Annotated in this window: 19 protein-coding genes; 13 read left to right on the top strand and 6 right to left on the bottom strand. The window is 37.4% G+C overall.

Features of this window, described 5'->3' with window-relative positions; translation table 11 throughout:
• Positions 1-130: 130 nt before the first annotated feature.
• The 5 genes from OGI71_RS25740 (at position 131) to OGI71_RS25720 (ending at position 3,724) form a co-directional block, all read left to right on the top strand.
• Entirely contained in the window at positions 131-922 is a 792-nt protein-coding gene (locus OGI71_RS25740; RefSeq protein ID WP_282253015.1) for an SDR family oxidoreductase, read from the top strand.
• Between the two features lie 67 nt (positions 923-989).
• Entirely contained in the window at positions 990-1,394 is a 405-nt protein-coding gene (locus tag OGI71_RS25735; RefSeq protein ID WP_282253013.1) for a heme-binding protein, read from the top strand.
• A gap of 18 nt (positions 1,395-1,412) precedes the next feature.
• The gene (locus OGI71_RS25730; RefSeq protein WP_282253011.1) at positions 1,413-2,216 is read left to right on the top strand and encodes an AraC family transcriptional regulator; all 804 of its coding nucleotides are present in this window, start codon (positions 1,413-1,415) and stop codon (positions 2,214-2,216) included.
• Positions 2,217-2,387: 171 nt separating this feature from the next.
• Positions 2,388-2,909: a GNAT family N-acetyltransferase gene (locus tag OGI71_RS25725; RefSeq protein WP_282253009.1), complete on the top strand. Its 522-nt coding sequence runs from the start codon at positions 2,388-2,390 to the stop codon at positions 2,907-2,909.
• Between the two features lie 53 nt (positions 2,910-2,962).
• Entirely contained in the window at positions 2,963-3,724 is a 762-nt protein-coding gene (locus OGI71_RS25720; protein ID WP_282253007.1) for a hypothetical protein, read from the top strand.
• Between the two features lie 153 nt (positions 3,725-3,877).
• On the opposite strand, the gene OGI71_RS25715 is transcribed toward OGI71_RS25720, so the two are convergent.
• From OGI71_RS25715 to OGI71_RS25705, 3 genes are all read right to left on the bottom strand, one after another.
• Positions 3,878-5,014 (bottom strand): dienelactone hydrolase family protein, encoded by a 1,137-nt coding sequence (locus tag OGI71_RS25715; RefSeq protein ID WP_282253005.1) that lies wholly within the window; start codon positions 5,012-5,014, stop codon positions 3,878-3,880.
• A gap of 148 nt (positions 5,015-5,162) precedes the next feature.
• Positions 5,163-5,609, bottom strand: coding sequence for a nuclear transport factor 2 family protein (locus OGI71_RS25710; protein ID WP_282253003.1), 447 nt, complete (start codon positions 5,607-5,609; stop codon positions 5,163-5,165).
• Between the two features lie 223 nt (positions 5,610-5,832).
• The gene (locus OGI71_RS25705; protein WP_282253001.1) at positions 5,833-6,441 is read right to left on the bottom strand and encodes a hypothetical protein; all 609 of its coding nucleotides are present in this window, start codon (positions 6,439-6,441) and stop codon (positions 5,833-5,835) included.
• A gap of 109 nt (positions 6,442-6,550) precedes the next feature.
• Between OGI71_RS25705 and OGI71_RS25700 the strand changes: the two genes are divergently transcribed.
• Both OGI71_RS25700 and OGI71_RS25695 read left to right on the top strand, forming a co-directional pair.
• Positions 6,551-7,453 carry a DUF6528 family protein gene (locus OGI71_RS25700; RefSeq protein WP_282252999.1) on the top strand — a complete coding sequence of 301 codons (903 nt, stop codon included), beginning with the start codon at positions 6,551-6,553 and terminating at the stop codon, positions 7,451-7,453.
• A gap of 140 nt (positions 7,454-7,593) precedes the next feature.
• A complete protein-coding gene (locus OGI71_RS25695; protein ID WP_282252998.1) occupies positions 7,594-8,826 on the top strand; it encodes a hypothetical protein in 1,233 nt (410 codons plus the stop codon).
• A gap of 119 nt (positions 8,827-8,945) precedes the next feature.
• Here the strand turns inward: OGI71_RS25695 and OGI71_RS25690 are convergent, their stop codons facing one another.
• Positions 8,946-9,392: a nuclear transport factor 2 family protein gene (locus tag OGI71_RS25690; RefSeq protein ID WP_282252996.1), complete on the bottom strand. Its 447-nt coding sequence runs from the start codon at positions 9,390-9,392 to the stop codon at positions 8,946-8,948.
• Positions 9,393-9,637: 245 nt separating this feature from the next.
• On the opposite strand from OGI71_RS25690, the gene OGI71_RS25685 reads away from it, so the two are divergent.
• On the top strand, positions 9,638-9,835 hold the full coding sequence (locus tag OGI71_RS25685; protein WP_282252995.1) for a hypothetical protein: 198 nt from the start codon (positions 9,638-9,640) through the stop codon (positions 9,833-9,835).
• 165 nt (positions 9,836-10,000) lie between these two features.
• Here OGI71_RS25685 and OGI71_RS25680 read toward each other — a convergent pair whose 3' ends face one another.
• Positions 10,001-10,558, bottom strand: a complete 558-nt coding sequence (locus tag OGI71_RS25680; RefSeq protein ID WP_282252994.1) for a hypothetical protein — start codon at positions 10,556-10,558, stop codon at positions 10,001-10,003.
• A gap of 521 nt (positions 10,559-11,079) precedes the next feature.
• On the opposite strand from OGI71_RS25680, the gene OGI71_RS25675 reads away from it, so the two are divergent.
• The 5 genes from OGI71_RS25675 to OGI71_RS25655 all read left to right on the top strand — a co-directional run bounded on the left by OGI71_RS25675 (position 11,080) and on the right by OGI71_RS25655 (position 17,856).
• On the top strand, positions 11,080-11,253 hold the full coding sequence (locus OGI71_RS25675) for a hypothetical protein (protein ID WP_282252993.1): 174 nt from the start codon (positions 11,080-11,082) through the stop codon (positions 11,251-11,253).
• Between the two features lie 14 nt (positions 11,254-11,267).
• Complete coding sequence (locus OGI71_RS25670; protein ID WP_282252991.1) at positions 11,268-12,287, top strand: hypothetical protein; 1,020 nt, start codon at positions 11,268-11,270, stop codon at positions 12,285-12,287.
• A 347-nt stretch (positions 12,288-12,634) separates the two neighbouring features.
• The gene (locus OGI71_RS25665) at positions 12,635-15,292 is read left to right on the top strand and encodes a glycoside hydrolase family 78 protein (RefSeq protein WP_282252990.1); all 2,658 of its coding nucleotides are present in this window, start codon (positions 12,635-12,637) and stop codon (positions 15,290-15,292) included.
• A gap of 347 nt (positions 15,293-15,639) precedes the next feature.
• Positions 15,640-16,557, top strand: a complete 918-nt coding sequence (locus tag OGI71_RS25660) for a helix-turn-helix domain-containing protein (protein WP_282252988.1) — start codon at positions 15,640-15,642, stop codon at positions 16,555-16,557.
• 87 nt (positions 16,558-16,644) lie between these two features.
• On the top strand, positions 16,645-17,856 hold the full coding sequence (locus tag OGI71_RS25655; RefSeq protein WP_282252986.1) for an MFS transporter: 1,212 nt from the start codon (positions 16,645-16,647) through the stop codon (positions 17,854-17,856).
• A gap of 34 nt (positions 17,857-17,890) precedes the next feature.
• On the opposite strand, the gene OGI71_RS25650 is transcribed toward OGI71_RS25655, so the two are convergent.
• Positions 17,891-18,751, bottom strand: a complete 861-nt coding sequence (locus tag OGI71_RS25650) for an alpha/beta hydrolase-fold protein (protein ID WP_282252984.1) — start codon at positions 18,749-18,751, stop codon at positions 17,891-17,893.
• Between the last annotated feature and the right edge of the window lie 89 nt (positions 18,752-18,840).

Here is an 18,840-nt window from a genome sequence, read left to right as displayed (position 1 = left end):
CCGCATCTTCACGACTATGCGTTTTCACATTGGAAGATTGAGCCATTGAACAATATAAAATTGAACCGTACAGAAATACTTATAACATGCAAACTCATGTAATTTAGACTAAACCATTTAGATTAAAAAAATGAGTAAAACAATATTAATAACAGGAGCTGCAAGCGGTTTTGGAAAAATTGCTGCATTTGATCTGGCAAGCAAGGGTTACAAAGTAATTGCCACTGCACAGGTTTATCCACAGGTGAGTGACTTAATACGTGAGGCTACCGAAAGAGGAATCGATCTTATCGTTGACAAATTAGATGTGACCAACCCCCGGGATCTGGCTTATATTCACAAGAAATATGATATAGATATCCTGATCAGCAACGCTGGCATCATGGAAGGTGGGCCAATCGCTGAACAGCCAATGGACTTAATCCGTGCCATGTTTGATGTCAATGTATTTGGAGGTCTCGAACTTGCACGAGGCTTTATCAAAAAATTTATTGCACAGAAAAAGCCAGGCAAGGTCGTGTTCACTACTTCGATGGGCGGTCTTTGGACAGTGCCTTATGTTGCAGCTTATTGCGCTTCAAAACACGCGATGGAAGCAATTGCAGAAGGGTTAAAAACCGAACTAGCAGACTTTAACATCAAGATCGCGACATGTAATCCCGGGGTGTATGGTACAGGATTTAATGACCGTGGCGTGGATAGCATATTCCGTTGGTACGATCCCGAGATCAATTTTACACCATCTGCTGTATTTGATGGCATTGCTGAATCGTTGAATAATCAATTAGATCCACAGGCTATGGCCAATTGCATTGTAGATGTAGCGCTGGACGAAAATTCTAATTTTAGGAATGTTTATCCTAAGGAAACCGAAGATTTTGTAAAACAGCTGCAGATTGAAGCTTGGACGGCAAAAAGTTAGTTGAAGAAACAATATCTTATGGGCACAGCTACCCTGCTGTGCTCTTTTTACAAAATAATGGACCAATATGATGAATATAAACTATAATCAAGCAACCCAAATATTGAATGCTTCTATTGTGAAAGCAAACGAATTAGGTATTTCTGTCTGCATAGTAGTCGTAGATAATGGCGGCCATTTAATGGCTTTAGCAAGACTTGACAGTGTCTTTGGTGTTATAGACTTCGCTATAAAAAAGGCAAAAACTGCGGTCATGTTTGGTGTAGACAGCGACACCATGGGGAGTATTATTGCTGGAGCTGATATCCATTCCTATGGAATGATCAACTCCAATGATGGTTTATTGACAATACCTGGCGGAATAGTCATTAAAGACGCGAAAGACAATATCGTTGGAGCTATTGGCTGCTCCGGAGGTACTCCAGAACAGGATAAGGAAATTGCAAGTGCTGGTAGTCGGATAATTCTTTAATTTAGTGATATTTGTATAATGACTGCAACTCACGAGATCATATTCGATAGACTAGTGTATTCCTGTGCTTTTGAAAAACATAGGGGATCCGAGGAATTTTATCCGGATCATTTTCTAGGATTTCAGCTTTCCGGCGAGACACATGCTTTTCATGATCAGGGATTTACCATTATCCATGAAAATATGGTCGTTCTGGTCAAAAAAAATCAGCTTATCCGTACAATAAAATATCCTTCAAAATCTGGAAAGTATAATTTCATTGCGATAACGTTGGACAAAGAAACCTTACAGCGTTACGCTTTTGAAAATAAAATTGTTATAGATACGCAATATAGCGGAAAACAGAAATTATTCTTTGAACCTAATGAGTTCCTCAGCAGTTATTTTCTTTCGCTTGCTCCTTATATTAATAAAACAAAACAGGCAACACCAAGACTTGCAGATATAAAAGTCAGGGAGGCCATTGAGCTCTTGCTTGATAGTAACCCTGATTTAAAATATATTTTATTCGATTTCATTAAAACGTATAAAATTGATCTGGAAGAATTTATGAACAACAACTATATGTTTAATGTTCCACTAGGATCATTTGCAAAACTTACGGGACGCAGCATATCGTCTTTCAAGCGTGACTTTGCTGAGATCTTTAATTGCAGTCCAAAATTATGGCTCAAGAATAGACGTCTGGAAGAAGCCTACTATTTAATTAAACACAAACAACAAAAACCAACAAGTTTCTATCTGGATCTTGGTTTTGAAAACCTAAGTCATTTTTATTCATCTTTCAAAGAGAAATATGGCTTAACAACTTCAGAAATCTAGTATACTTTTTCTCTTATAATTTTTTAGTCGTATGGGAAAAGAAGCCTTTTTGGTCTATTTATAGCTGTTGACCACAGCCGAAATCGATTGAGGAAAATAGGTACTTGGCAGACCAATAAAATGACAATTTTTATTCATAAATTGAGTCAATTCATTACAAACAGACTTGATATGGGAACTAAAATTTCAACAAACAAATTATTATTGAAGCCCGTCGAACTGTCCGATCTCCAAGACATGTATAATATCAGGACCAATCCACAAGTTGCTAAGTATATTCAGCGGGATGTCAATAAAAATCTCGAAGATATCAGGCAGTTTATAGAATTGGTCATAAAAAATAATTTTTACTTTACGATCAATACCATAGATCCCAGTGAATTTATTGGAACGTTAACCTTATGGAATATCGACCGAAGTACGAATTATGCGGAGATAGGCTACGAGTTGCTTCCTCAATTTCAAGGGAAAGGATTAATGAGCGAAGCTGTAAAGGCAATACTGGATTATGCTTTCAACGAAGCAGGATTTGAATACATTGAAGCGTATACACATCGTGAAAATATAGCATCCAAAAAGCTCCTGGAGCGAGTTGGCTTTAAATTGGTCGTAGGTAAAATTGATGAGGATAACTCAGACATTATTGTTTATGGAATAAATAAAATAGCGGAAGAAAACTCAATTGATTATTAATAATACAATTTAGTAATTTCATGGCTGATACATACAGCATAACAAAATAACAGATGAAATTTAGCTTTTTAATTGTCATGTTACTGACTTATGGCTTTGGCCAGGCACAGGATACCGAAATTAACGCTTCAAAAAAAGCCAAGATCAATACTATGATCTCACTGTTCAAACAAAAGAACTTCGATGCGATTTCAACCATTATAAATTACCCCTTGAAGCGAGAAAATCCCATTCCAGATATTAAAACCCCAAAAGAATTTAAGCAACGGTCTCATGAGGTCTTTGATCAGGCACTCCTCGATCTGATTGCAGGTTCAAAAACTGAACAATGGACGGAAGTGGGGTGGCGAGGAATCATGCTCGATAATGGTACGATATGGATAGACAGTGATATGGGGAAAATAACCGCTATAAACTATCAGAGCCCTTTTGAAAAAAAACTAAAACAAACACTGATCCAACAACAAAAAAATAAGGTACACAGCTCTTTAAAGCAATTTAAAAATCCGGTATACAGAATAAGAACCGAAAAGTATCTGATTAGAGTAGATGAACTTGCTAACGGAAAGTATAGATATGCTTCTTGGAAGATTGGCAACAAAGAAAACGCGCGACCTGATATTGTGCTGAATAACGGTAAACTGGATTTTGCCGGAAGTGGGGGAAATCATGTCATTACATTCACAAACGGGGACTATACCTACAAAATATATCGGAATATTATTGCCGAAAAAAATGCGTCGGATATTACCCTTAATGTTGAGAAAGATAACCGAAAAATTTTGAGTCAACCGGGAACATTAATAGCAGATTAAAATACTGTTTGCTAAATTAGTATTCAAAACAAGCCATATTAATGCGATATCGATATGGTTTAATTGGGACTGCTGTTAATCCCCGATACATTGGAAAGTTTATAAAGAGCAATTCAATTGTCGTAAAAAATTTGGATCTAGCAAGAAGAGGAATTACTCCTCTTCTTTATTAAACATCATTCTGAAAAATTCCAACGTTGATTTTTTACCTGCAGGTAAATATGAAAACCCATGTCCCCCATCTTCCACAGATTTTAATACCCAATTTTTAGTCTCTTTCTCTACCTGTTGGTACACTTTCATGAGGTCTTCATAGGCATAAAGATTATCGTCTTTGGCATGTAGTGAGTAGATTGGATGAGCAAGTTCTGAGATTCCGTTTTTGGATTCAAAATCAACAATCTTCGGCCGTGCCGAAATCGTATAAAATGCTCGGAACGGAGTATTTCGTTCCAGAGCAAACTGATAACAGACGTTTCCCCCCATTGATAATCCCCCCAAATAAATTGTTTTGGTATTCAAATAATAGCGAAGCTTAACCTCGTCCAATATCTTCGCAATAATTGCAGAACAATTGTCGTAATTCTTCCATCCAGGATTTCCTTTTTGAAAGGGGTATATAACAATCGAATTGGTGCTATCAGCAATTGTAAAAATAGGTTCAAACCGTGTCTGAGGGTCTACTGTTAACGATGCTTCATGAGCACTCACACCTCCATGTAAGAAAAAAAGAGCCCTTGTTGGCGTATCGCACTGGTAACCCTTGGGAACAAATACAAGATATGGAATTTCAAGCCCATCTTGATTAATATGATACAACGCAAAACCTTGTCGTGCATTTTGATAGGAAGCCTGTTTTCTTGAGATCACATTCGATAGAATTTCATCTTGCCAAATTTTGTCTAGTTTATATTTTTCCTGAATTTGGACATCCATCTTCGCTAAGATTTTTTTGTATGTGTGGTCATGTAATATTGATTTAAATATGGAATCATTTTTAAAATAGGACAGCTCTTGTTCATTATCGCCCAAGCCCAATTTAACGCCTTCATTTAACCATTCAATTGCCAAGTTGGTTTTACCACAGCGTAGCGCAATCACCAGCGCATTTGCATAATCATATTTGCCTTTATCATCTTGTTTTTTAAAAGCTTTTTGAAAAATCAGAAGAGCTTCATTGTATTTTTCCAATTTAATTTGTGTACTAGCCAGATCCATCAATTGTTCATAAGATTGAGCAACTGATTTCTGAAAAGAAAGCAAGACAAGCAATACAGTTAAAATCTTCATTTTTTAATTTGGATAATTGTGCAGGAAATAAACCTATATAAATATGTTAAGCAAGAAAATAGATGTAATTTGAAGGGTACAGCTCGACTAAAAAGCCACATCTCGCGATGCGGCTCTCCAACATATATATTTATTTTAAACGACCTGCTTATTTATACGAGTTAATAGATTTGGATACTTTCCAGCTGTCGCCTTCACGAATCAAAGTAACAAGATCCGTCATTGTGAAATTTTCAAATTTCATGGTTACTTTTGCGATCATATAGTCTGCGGACTTTTCGATGATCCGGGCGCTCACATTACAATTCAACCTTTCTCCTTTTTGTTTTTTGAAAAAATCGACCACAGCACTACGGTTATTGATTGCTGTATGTGAAGATTGAACGTTTTGGCTGAAACCCTCAGCAAACAACTGCTCTATTCCTGCTGATTCACCTTTCGTTGTCACCGCCACATAATGGTCAAGGGCTAAGCCTGCTGTGGAAAGATTAACTGATGCTTTCTCTGTTTTTCCGACTATTTTTTCAGTTGCCATAGCGAAAGTAGATAATGCAATTAAAGCGACTGCTGCGAATGTTTTTATTAGTGTTTTCATAATGTCTTTATGCTATTGTGTTAGTTTTTTCATCTAAATAATTTCTTCCTCAATTTGTGATGAAGCTATCATGAGCATTTCCATCTATGCTCATAATGGTGGTGTTCTTATTTGTTGATTCAAAACTACGACACAATAGGTCCACAGTCTATTAACTTTAGACTAATGAACTGGAAAACTCGGTGAATGGCGGAAATGGGGAGGTAAAGCTACGACAGGAAATTCAAACTAAGTTGTCAATCTCCAGTTGAATATTTACACGGGCTTGTTTTTCATACCTATCGAAAAAGAGATCTGTTTTAAAGATCCTTTCCATATTCAGAAAACTCTGCAGAACTTGTTTCCTGCCACGGTCAAAATAAATAGAATCACCATATTCTTTACGGATTCCAGCAGCGTATTTAGTATAAGATACACTATCAGCCCCTAGTATGGACATATCGGCATCTATAAAGTAATTGATATCAGAAGAACTATTGCTGTCATGTGTCTTTGTTGCTAAGATCATCTCGCTACATAAGCTGATCAAATCGGATGGATACTGCAGCATATTTAGATGGTTCACAGCAATAAGTGCGCTCTTTTCTTCGTTAGTACCATCCATCATAAAGTAGACGATATCATGATAAATCATAGCTAGATAGGCGGTAGAATAATCTGACAACTTATGTTTGCAAAGATCTAATTGATTGCTAAAATGCTGCAAATGCACCAAGGTATGATATGCCCTTCGTTGATCGGAATATGATACGATTACCTCATTCCAGCAGGATTCCAGTAGGTCGATATCCTCAGTATATGGTTTGAGGCACGAAAAATAAATCTCTTTCATCTGTAAAACATCAATGATCATAAGTAAAGCTAATTATTTTTGTTATCATATTCGTTTTCAAACAACTTATCTAATTAACTTTAAATACGAAATTAAAACCGAACGAGGTATGAAACCTGGTAGAATAATTGACACATTGGTGCTGTGGATCATCTTAGCAATACCTTTTCTAGGCAATAGCCAACAACTGACTCAGATCCCTAAGGGATATTGGGTTGCCTGTGGTGACGACAAAGTACTTATTATCAATCCAGCAATTGGCTCAGATAGCTCAGCTGTGGTCTGGAAATGGCAATTCGAAGAAAGTGCCAATCAAATACCGAAGGAATATAGCGACTATTTCAAGTCAATAGATGAATGCAAGCCAGTATTTTTGAATAAAAAAATCCTAATTACATCGTCCACTGGTGCAACCTGCTTATTAAATATCGCCGATAAAAAAATTGAGTTCTATGCGAAGACACCAATGGCCCATTCAGCGGACCTACTCCCCGGAAACCTTGTAGCTGTGGCAAACTCGACTCATCCAAAAGGGAACTCTCTGGAGCTTTATCAGTTGAACCAACCGGAGAAACCCATCTACAAAGACACACTCTATTCGGGGCATGGTGTAGTCTGGAACAACAGATTACAGCAATTATTTGTACTTGGCTATGACGATCTGCGAACCTATAAATTAACTGATGCTAAAAAAAGCTTAACTCTCGTCAATACAATAAAAATTCCCGGACAAGGCGGACATGACCTCTCCCTGATAGACGAAAATCGTTTACTGGTTTCGTTTACAGATGGCGCGGCTATTTTTTCTATAAAAGAACACAAATTCGATCCATTCTCACCCTTAGCTGATGCTCATCATATAAAATCCATAAACTGGAATGCAAAAACAAACCGTCTGGTATACACAAAAGCAGAAGAAAGTTGGTGGACATTCAATATCTATGCGACCAACCCAAATCAGAAGGTATATATACCGACCTTGAAACTTTATAAAGTCCGTGTCTGTAATTAAGGCCCCATGCAAGTTGTTTGATTTATCTTGTTAAGTTAAATTAGCGTTATAAGTAAACTTATAAAAGACAGATAAGAAGATATTTTTTGAAACATGACTTATAACTAATATCTTAGTTATGCAAAACTAAAACATTAGTTATGAAAAGATATTTAGTATTAGTATTTATTTTGATTGGTCAGTGGGGATATGGTCAGATCACGACCGATAAATTACTTGAATTACATAATCAGATCGGTAAAAATCATACGGAAAACTACCAATTTGTAATACAGGAATTCAATAAATTTTCCGTGGACAGTATGGATGATAGGACTCGGGGGCTTTTCAATCAACTTTTATCCACTTATCACGCTGCCATAGGAAATTACAACAGATCACGATTCTATTGGGATCAGCAATATGTCAAATGGATCAAAGAATACAAAGTTGATTGCGATACTATCTTTTACAATCAGCACCAATTTGTCGACGCTAAAAACTACATTTTGCAACAATCAAAAAATGAAAAGGTTGTCATGATCAATGAAGCACACAATATTCCATATCACCGTGCTTTTGTATTACAATTATTAAATGGGTACCGTCAATTGGGTTTTAAATATCTCGCAATTGAAGCACTAATGGATAAAAATATCAACGAGACCAAACATATCACAGACACAGCAGGTTTCTATTGTCGTGAACCGCTCTTTGCAGAAATGATCCGCGAAGCCTTGCGAGAACAATTTATATTAGTAAAATACGAAGCTGTGAGAAATACAACTAGTAATCGTTTGCGGGATTCGTTACAGGCGGTCAACTTAGCCAAAATTTTGAAAACTGATCCTGATGCTAAAATACTCGTTTATGCAGGATATGACCATATCCACGAAGGATCTAAGACTGATTGGAAAAAAATGGCTCAATTCTTTAAGGACATGACCAATATTAACCCTCTGACCATATCACAGACCCAACATATCGAGCAATATCATCCTGAACTTGAGACCGGCCAATTTCGGATTGTAAACCAACTTGATTCATTCAGTGATCCTGTGATTGCTCTGAAAAATGACAGCGCATGGCATGATAAGTTTGTTGACATTTCAATAATTTATCCGCGCTATTTAAAACCTAACAAGCGGCCCGAATATCTAACTATTGGCGGACTCCGAAAAGCAACCCCATTAGAGACAAAAAAGAAAGAAAAGGGACTTTTTGTCCAAGCCTTTTATGCAAATGAACAAAAAGGGCACCGTATACCAGCGGATCAACTTTTCATAAAAAACACACAAGAGATACTTTATCTAAGACCGGGAAAGTATGTGCTCGAATTCAAAAATCCAAGTGATAAAGTTGTAAAAAAAGAACATATAAATGTTTCAAACTAAATGGCACAAAAAAGCCACATCTCACGACGTGGCTACTAAACTAAACTTATAAACTTATGATTCACTAATAGTCAGGCTATGAGCTAACTTGACTGACCACGAGTTATTGATTCTTTGTTCTATTTAAATGCATTTACTGAACTGGATACTTTCCAGTTTCCGTTCTCATTGACCAAAGTCACGAGATCTGTCTTGGTAAAATCAGCAAATTGCATAGTTACCTTTGCGACCATATAATCTAACGATTCTTCGATGATCTGGGTATTTACCTTACAGTTGAGCTTCTCCCCTTTTTGCTTTTTCAAAAATTTGATTACTTCACTACGGTTATTTGTCGCTGCATTTCCAGATTGGATTTTTTGACTGAAATCAGCAGAAAATAATTGATCTACTCCTGCCGACTCTCCCTCAGTAATAACCGCAACATAATGATTAAGAGCAATATCTGCTGTGAATAGATTGACTATAGCTTTCTCCGACGTAAAGGATGGTTTATCTGCGGCCTTAGCGAAGGCACCTATTGCGATCAGAGCTGATGCTACGAATATTTTTACTAATGTTTTCATAATATGCTTATTTTATTTATTAGTTTTTCATCTAAATAATTTGTTCTTTATTTGTGACAAGCTATCATGTGCATCTTTATCTATTCCCATGATCGCTTGTTGTTCTTATTTGTTGATTCAAAATTATAACACAACAGCTTCTTAGCATATGAACTTTAGGTCAATGGGTGTAAAAACTCGGTGAACACAGGAAATAGGGAGGTGAAATTTAAAATGCTTTTTAAAAATCTAAAAACAAAATATAGATGATTGATCATAACCCCTATATCCAAGCGATTAAAGTCCCCCTAGTTGTAGATCTAGTACTGATTACCACCGCGTTATACGATAAAAATAGAACTTCCATTTGCGTTGAAACGGAGGATGAACAGTTTGGCGGAATCACCATTCAAAAAAATGGATGGAATCAGAATCTGCCGTGGGGAAATTCCACCTTATCATGATCCCAGAGAAAATTGGGAAGATTTTGAGGTAGGCACCTGGGTGTACCGGGTTGAAAACTCAAGATGGCTGATGGAAAGAAATCATTATAAAAAAAAGGTATTGCAGATCTTGCCGATTTGGAAATGGTTATACCGTCCAAACCTTGATAGATTAAGTCGTAGATCTTATTTTTCTCGTAATATCGGATGTAATTTATCATAATCTGACCAATCACCAAAACCTTTGAATTGGACACCTCTGTCCCATGAAACCATCGCTTTGCAATCAAAGCAAATTTTGGCAAGTCCAATACATTTTTTATTCTTATAAAAAACCAAGATATCTCTAAATTCATGTATACAGGAACTATCTACGTTATCTTGACGAGTTTTACGAAAAAATAATGAATCTATAACGCCAGAATGTGATCTATTGATCAACGTTTTAGTATAACCTACCCCCTCTAACCTATTAAGGATAGCAGTGTCAACCTCATTATCGCCTAAGACGGACAACAAAAAAACATCCTGTTCGGATTTAGTCTTCTTGTTTTCCAGTTCTCCTATTTGATAAAGATCGATCATTGTTGCATAGTGTACAAGCGAATCAAACCGAAAAGAACCAGAAATGGTATTATCTCGGGTCCCTTCCTCGCGCGAGCCATTATTGCCTACACAGCCCTGCAAGCAGACAGAGATGAATATCGCAAAAATTCCCACAGCTATAAATAATCCTCCTTTCATTTTAAAAAGCTCTTTTTTATTGCAAATTCATATAACAATGATAGCTAAAGAATCAATCCTTGCACAAAATTTATTGGTCAATATAATTGTAAAATAATAGATAAGGCTAAAGTATAATAAAAACATTGTTAAACAAATAAACGGGAGATTTTTTTAAAACCAATAATCAAGCAGTAGAAATATGACCACTACTAATAGAAGAAAATAGCTAGATCAAAGATTATAGCTATCTTCAAGGTCTCGAAATTTTCGGGATCCCCAAGACAAATCTTATTCACCATAAGCAAATGAGCTATTGAAAAGAGAAACTGCTTTTTGGTGAACTAAATAAAAAGCTAATTCAATAGGCAACAACAAATTCCCAACAAACACATTGCAGGATTGTAGCGATATCGCTACAGTAAAAAAAACCTTAACGGAAATCGTTTCCTTTCTACAATATTGCAGTTAATTTTATTTCGTTATCTTTTTAATTATTCATTAAAAACTAACCATCGCACAAATATTATTTAGCTAACAAAATGAAAAAAAACAAAGAAAACCCATCTGGAGACAGCCTTGCACACACTTACGAAGCTCCGTGCATCAAAACACAAAAAGTAGAATTGGAATACAGTATTTCAACGGGTTCTGTACAGAGCTCGGTCACTGAATCTTGGGAAACTGAAACACAAACGAAGGACCTAAACTGGTAAGGGAAACATATTTTATGAATAAGTATAAAACAAAATTTATATCTGCCGTATCGTTAATTATAATCTTGCTCATCACTTCTTGCAGTAAGGATAATTCCGTTCCATCACTAGCAGGATCAACCGTAAGATTAAATATTGGCCAGGCCTTTGCTAACACGGGGGCTAAAAAGAATACCGTCAAATCAAGTAGTTCAGGATACGGGATCGCTTCTGTTCAGACAAAAGAGATCTCTTTTCATCAAAAATATCAGTTAGTCGCAACCCTAACAGCAATCAATACCGTTCCTCTAGGAATAAAAGCTTCGACTTCATCAGCCAACACAGTAGCTGGAAGCGAACAGAGAGCGCTCAAAGAAGGTACTGTTTACCATGTAGCAATTTTTGATGCCACTGGTCATTACCAAGAGACAAAATCTTTTACTAAGGGAAAAGGAGAACAAGATTTTTCCATTGAAAAGGGCAAATATACATTTGTAATCTACGCCTCGGGGACAAACAAAAGCTTGCCTACGATAGACAAGGAAGCTACACTGAACACTGTAAATTTTATAGATCTGAAAGCCGATCAGGACTTTATGCTTGATCAGGTGCCTTTTGAAGTTAAAGAAGGTCAAAATATGTTAAACACAGATTTAAAGCATCTATTTAGCCAAATCACTTTCGATTTAACCACAAAATGGACTGGTGCAGAAGAGTTGATTTCAGGAATGGAGCTTGAAGACATCGCTCTCAATGGAGCATCAATAGATCCCGTGAGTGCAGCAGTAGATGTCGCTTTAGGAAATGGCTCACTTACCTTTAAAGGTGTGGGCAATCCTGTGGCAATCGGTTTAAAAAATACAATTGGAAAAATCATCTACTCAGAATCTGCGTTTATCATAACTGCACCAACAACAAACGGCACAATACTATTGTCTGGTTTTTCATTTGCCGGACTACCTCCCGAGGACCTCAGCATAGGTGGCTGGAATCTTAGACCTGGGGTAAAGTATCAGTTGAATATCACCTTAAAAATGCGTGTTGAAGCTGCGTAGGGTAATGGTAATCAAAGGATATTACCAAAAAATTCACAGGATATATAAAACAACTGTCCTGATAAACATTAAAAATGGGCCATTAATTATTGGCCCATTTCTGCACCAACATGTTTTAAAACAAAAGTAGAGTCCAAGGCTCTCCTATTTCACCAACTCCAATCCTCCCCTTAATTGATTTCTATATCAAGCTGAAAATTGCATTTTCCTTTAGGATACCTATTTCTTTTCATATGATATACCATCATTTCCTGACCATCGAACAGGATAGCCCATGATGCATCTATCAAGTTTATTACGGATAATAGCGTATCATTCCGGATTTCCGGCCAAACCGATCGTCAAATATGAAACCATTTATAAAGACCCTGCTTCAAAAATTTGTAATAGTAGGATTTCTGTGTATCCTCTCACTTATGACCTATGCTCAAAAATTAAGCGTAATCGACCTCAAGGTAGAACACCTTAAAAATCCTATGGCAATCGAGACTGCTAATCCTCGATTTAGCTGGAAAATTAATTCGCCGATAAAAAACACTTTACAATCGTTTTATGAAATCAGAGTAGGTACAAATAAAACTTCGATAAACCTTGGAAAAGATCTCGTCTGGGAAGCTACTGTCTCCGGAGATCAATCTGTACTGATTAAATATAATGGAGCAGCACTACATTCAAAAAGAAGATATTTTTGGCAAGTTAGGGTAAAAGACAATCATGGCAATACCTCCGACTGGTCTGATGCCCATTTCTTTCAGATGGGTATCGGCGCTATGGACTGGAGCGCGAAATGGATCAAGGTAGCAGAAACGGACACTTCAGCACGAAGCCCCATTTTTAGAAAAGAATTCTCCATAAATAAAAAACTAAAGTCTGCAATGGTCTATGTCACAGCAAAAGGGCTATATGAAGCTCGTATCAATGGCCAGCGCATCAGCGATACTTATTTTGCTCCAGGATGGACCAGTTATAAAAATCATTTACAGTACCAAGTTTATGATGTGACCACTGTGCTAAAAAATGGTACCAACGTATTCGGTGTCAGCCTCGGAGACGGCTGGTATAAAGGACGGATAGGCTTCGGAAATCAACGTAATTTTTATGGCGACACACGCGGATTGCTTCTGCAACTCCTCGTGGAATATACGGATGGTACAACAGAAACGATCAATTCCGATGAAAGCTGGAAATATGCTTATGGACCGATCATGGCATCTGATATTTATGACGGTGAAATTTATGATGCCAGGATGGAAATAGCCGGCTGGGACAATATCGGCTTTAAAGAGGACAATAAATGGAATAACGTTGGCATCATGGAGAAAGGGCCAGAAAAACTTGTTGCGATGGCCGGTCCACCAGTTAAGAAACATGAACAGTTTAAAGCCCTTAAGGTTTTCAAAACACCGGCAGGTGAGACAGTAGTGGATTTTGGGCAAAATCTGGTAGGCTGGGTCATGCTCAAAGCGAAAGGTGCAGCCGGAACCAAGATCACACTGAGTCATGCTGAAGTACTAACAAAAGAAGGCAATTTTTATACAACAAATCTCAGGTCCGCAAAGGCACAGGATATCTATATTTTAAAGGAAAACACAGCACAGATCTTTGAACCTCACTTTACATTTCAGGGCTTCAGGTATGTTAAGGTAGAAGGTTATCCTGGTGAATTGACGGCTGAGAACATTACGGCTGTCGCCTTATATTCAGCAATGGAGGTCACAGGAAAATTCTCTACTTCAAATGCGCTCTTGAATCAGTTGCAGCATAATATTCAATGGGGACAAAAAGGAAATTTTTTGGATGTACCAACAGATTGCCCACAACGCGATGAGCGCTTAGGCTGGACTGGTGATGCGCAAGCTTTTGCCAATACAGCGGCCTACAATATGGATGTGTCAGGATTTTTCACCAAATGGCTAAAGGATGTAAAGGCGGACCAACTCCCTAACGGTGCAATCCCCCACGTCATCCCTAATGTACTGGGGGCAAATGATGGTGCATCTGCCGGCTGGGCAGATGTAGCTACCATTATCCCATGGGATATGTATGTGGCCTATGGCGATCGACAGCTCTTGGAAAATCAATATGGGAGCATGCGAAAATGGGTAGATTATATCTCATCTACCGCCAAAAATAATCTTTGGAATTCAGGTTTCCATTTCGGAGACTGGCTTTTTTATCGCCCCAATGATGACAACGATGGAAGAGCTGCGGTAACGGATAAATATTTGATTGCGCAAACTTTTTATGCACATTCGACCCAACTATTGATCGATGCAGCAAATGTATTGGGTAGACAGGAAGACGTAATTAAATACAATACCCTACTAACAAACATTAAATCCGCTTTTGTAAGGGAATACATGACCCCTACGGGTAGGTTGGTTTCGGGAACACAAACAGCCTATGTACTCGCACTACAATTTGATATGCTCCCCGAACAACTCAGAGCAGCCTGCGCGGATCGTCTTGTAGCCAATATCCGGGACTATGGAAATCACCTCACAACCGGATTCTTGGGTACCCCCTATTTATGTCATGTGCTGACCAGGTTTGGTCACAATGATGTGGCGTACGACCTTTTGATGCAGGAGAGCTATCCCTCTTGGCTTTATCCCGTAAAAATGGGCGCAACAACAATATGGGAACGGTGGGATGGAATTAAACCCGATGGATCTTTTCAAACCCCAGATATGAACTCTTACAACCACTATGCATATGGAGCAATTGGGGACTGGATGTACAGAACGATTGCCGGAATCAATTCGGTCGCTGACGAACCGGGTTATAAAGCGGTTGTCATCGCCCCCAAACCGAATGGAAAAATAACAAGTACTTCTGCGGAATTAGAAACCGCATATGGCACGGTAAAATCTTCATGGACACTTGAAAATGGTCTATTGAAACTTGAGGTTACCATACCAGCGAACAGTAAGGCCACAGTAGTCTTGCCTGATTCAACAAGAGAAATTGGTTCAGGTACATACTATTTTGAAAGTAAAATTTAATACCTAATCTATCTCAGATCTGGGTTAAGATAAGAATATAAATGGAGTAACAGACTTATCTCAATTTTGGAAGAGAACAATATGCGCAACAAACAATTGTCATCTTAAACATTTTATTCATAGTCTAAAAACTTATCTATTTAACAGGTATTTTAAGAAGCCCTTAGTTTGGAATATTATTTTTACGTCCGTCCAATCATTCTTTGAAAGATTAATTCAAATCAATTTGTCTGTCAAAAGGACCATAGTCAAATGAATTGTACCCCTTTATACAATAGGAGCTCTAGAAAAAAGAGGTTATTATAGAGAGCTCGTATTACATTTGATTTTTGTAACTTTGCATAATCATGAGCGAAACACTGGAAACTTTACAGGATTACTATAAACGATTAAGCCATCTCCATACAAATAGCGGGGATATACTAGATGTTGAACTCGGAAAATCACATTTTAATATTTCGCCACGCAAATACTGTGATTTTAAAACACCATACAACAGACGTGACTTTTACAAAATCAGCCTCATCTTAGGCAAAGGATGGTTCAAATATGGTCAACATGAATTATATATCGATCGGCCGGCCCTGTTTTTACCTGCATTAAATATTCCTTATACATGGATATGTGACACGAGCAAACAAGAAGGATATTTTTGCCTTTTCAATCAAGAATTCTTTTCAGGAAGCCAGACATTTGAGCCATTTAAAAAGACATCGCTATTTAAAGAATGGAGTAAACCCATCGTCTTTTTAGATGAAGGACAGCTGCATTTGATTACAACATTATTCGATAACATGTTCCGGTTGAATAATTCCAGTTACCCTCTTCGTTGTAGTGCAATCAAAAGCAATTTGGCAGCAATCCTTCATCTGGCCTTAGAGTGGAGAATGGAAGATGTAGAGTTGCAAGATCAATCGGGTAGCGTCCGGATGTATCGTTTGTTTGATGAATTACTTCACAAACAATTTCCATTGGATTCTCCCGCCTACCCACTTGCATTACATACCGCAGCCGATTTTGCGGCAAAGCTCAATGTACATGTCAATCATCTCAATGCCTCTGTCAAATCGGTCACGAATCAGACAACTACACAGATCATCAAACAAAAAATCTATGAGGAGGCCAAAAATCTATTGATCTATACAGATTGGAATGTCGCTGAGATTGGTTATACCCTTGGGTTTGATGAACCAGCTCATTTCAACAACTTCTTTAAGAAAAATGCAGAGACATCTCCCCTCAAGTTTAGACAGAAAAACAAATAATATTTGATTTTCGTAATTTTTACTTTGTCAGATAGCATCGGTATTAGCCAAAAAGTCTCTAGTTTTGTTTAACAAAAAAGAGTAAAAATGTTAAAAGAAGCATCTTCGCAACGCATCAGGTTAGTAACATTCATGGCATTTGTATCCATGCCCCTTTCAGGATTTGTAACAGATATCTATCTACCTTCGTTTCCGGCAATGGCCAAAAGTCTACTTGTTCACGAACGAGATATTCAATTAACATTGACCAGTTACCTATTGAGCTATGGCATTTCCCAGTTATTTATAGGCAATATTCTTGACAGTATAGGCCGATATCGCCCGAAGCTTCTGGCATTAACGCTTCTGATAATAAGCAGCTTATTGATAACGCATACACACAGCGTGTTACTTATTTGTTTATTAAGAGTAGTGCAAGGTATAGCCATATCTATTTTGGTGGTGGCTACACGCGCACTTTTCGTCGATCTATATGCAGGTGATCGGTTAAAAAATTACCTAAGCTATTTTACCATCGTCTGGTCATGTGGCCCAATACTAGCGCCTTTTTTAGGGGGTTATCTTGAAAAACTATTCGATTGGCAGGCTAATTTTTATTTTCTTGCTTTCTACGCGGGTGCCTTATTATTGTTTGAAGTGTTGTACAGTGGGGAAAGTATTGCCGAAAAGAAAAAGATTAACACAAGGGACAATCTCAACCTATATAAAATGATGTTACAAAACAAGCTTTTTATATTGGGCATCCTGGTACTGGGGTTTAGTTACTCCATTGTCATGCTATTCAATATGACGGGGCCATTTATTATTGAAAATACATTTCACTTTTCATCCGTCACAATTGGTTACTGTACATTGATACTGGGTTTTTCATGGATGATTGGTGGGTTTGTTACGAAAAAGCGTATGCATCTTGATTTCGTCCCTCGGATCATAGCTCCTGTTCTATTCCAGGCATCACTTATTGTCGCTTTAATCGTAGTGAGTATGTTCCAGCAAAGCCTATATATCATGGTTGGCTTTGCATTTTTTATTCATATTATTTCAGGTGTTTTATTTACGAGCTTTTTCACCAACAGCATGTTATTTTTCCCAAAACATGCAGGCACCGCAGGCGGCCTAATGGGTGGAATGGTTTACATTGTGACATCACTGTCCAACTTTATTGTGGCCATTAGCGGCAAAGTAACCACACAGAATGGATTAGCTTGGCGTTATTTTATTTTTTCCGTGTTATTGACCTTAATTATCATGTACATGTGGAAACTACGAAAAGATAATAATGGACAAACAGTTCATTAAGCTAAGGTTAGTCAGACAAAAAACATCAGGAGAACTACTTAGAATAGGCTGTTTTTGGATATAATCTCTTGAAAGCATTATACACAGCTTGATGGATAACTGTTGAATGTAATTCTTCAGGCATATAATCAAAAATAACATCCATCTTCTTATTGTTACGGATAACTTTATAAAACGCTTCAGCATCCTGGTACATTCTAATATCTTCATCCCTATTGGGTACTCCCAGATATACACGCACTTTTTTTCTCAAATTAGTCTCCAATAGCTTTTCGGTATTTTTCAATAGCTCCTGCTGTCCCCACCACAGACTCGGACTGACAATAATATAATTATCAAAGAGATCAGGTTGTTTAAGTAATAATTCTGCTGAGAAAAGCCCAGCTAGCGATTCTCCAATAACCGTCCGTTGTGTGTTTACCTTATAATTTTTACTGACGTAGGGCAGTAATTCATCCTTTAGAAAAGCCGTGTATTTTTCGGATCCGCCATAGGTAGGAAAACTGCTTTTTTGAAAACCTTCTTTCACTAGGAAATCAACGTTTGGAACAGCGAAAGTAAAATCACGTTTTCGGGTATTTCCCTCGATTCCGACAACAATACTATTGGGGAATCTTGCAATCCAAGGTTGTGTATCAAAACGAACAATTCCCGCAATATGAAAAAAGTCTTCTTCCATACCTCCATCCAAGACATAGATGACAGGGTAAGTTACCGTATCGTTGGCCTGATAATTATTAGGAAGAAAGATATTGATCGTCCGATTTTCATTTAAAATATTAGAATGAAGTACCTCTGATTGACAGCTAGAAAGTACATTACTTTTGGTTTGCGCAAAAGAGATACAGCTATAAATTATGGCTATAAAAAGAATGATGTTTTTACAATATTTCATTTCGAACTCGATGTTATTAAAAAGTCTTCATCATAGAGAGCTTCATTTTGGTATAGAAACTTTGTCTGGAGGAAAGATACTGGAATCGA

The sequence above is a fragment of the Sphingobacterium sp. ML3W genome (genome assembly GCF_029542085.1).
Classification (GTDB): Bacteria; Bacteroidota; Bacteroidia; order Sphingobacteriales; family Sphingobacteriaceae; genus Sphingobacterium.
This window is presented reverse-complemented; position numbering and strand designations above follow the sequence as displayed.